The sequence below is a fragment of the Opacimonas viscosa genome (genome assembly GCF_024199005.1).
Taxonomy (GTDB): Bacteria; Pseudomonadota; Gammaproteobacteria; order Enterobacterales; family Alteromonadaceae; genus Opacimonas; species Opacimonas viscosa.
Genome location: NZ_JANATA010000421.1, coordinates 1 through 209, shown reverse-complemented (window position 1 = coordinate 209; position 209 = coordinate 1). Strand labels below are relative to the sequence as shown.

Here is a 209-nt window from a genome sequence, read left to right as displayed (position 1 = left end):
AAGCCGCCGGCCAGTTCGGCCGCGGCCTGCCGGAACAACTGGCGCATCCACTGATGGCCCGGGTCGTCCTCGAGATAGCGCGGCCATTGCAGGCACTCCCGCAGCACTGGAATCTCCAGCGGCAGCGGAATCAGCCTGAGCGGCAGGTAGGCGGCGTAGCGCTTGGCAAGCTGGCTCTGCATCGTCGCGATCAGCGAAGTGCCAACCAA

General features: G+C 66.5%; 1 pseudogene. It reads right to left on the bottom strand.

The features are described from left to right. Nucleotides 1–209 (bottom strand): annotated as a pseudogene (locus tag NLF92_RS14130) (LysR family transcriptional regulator); the annotation flags it as partial.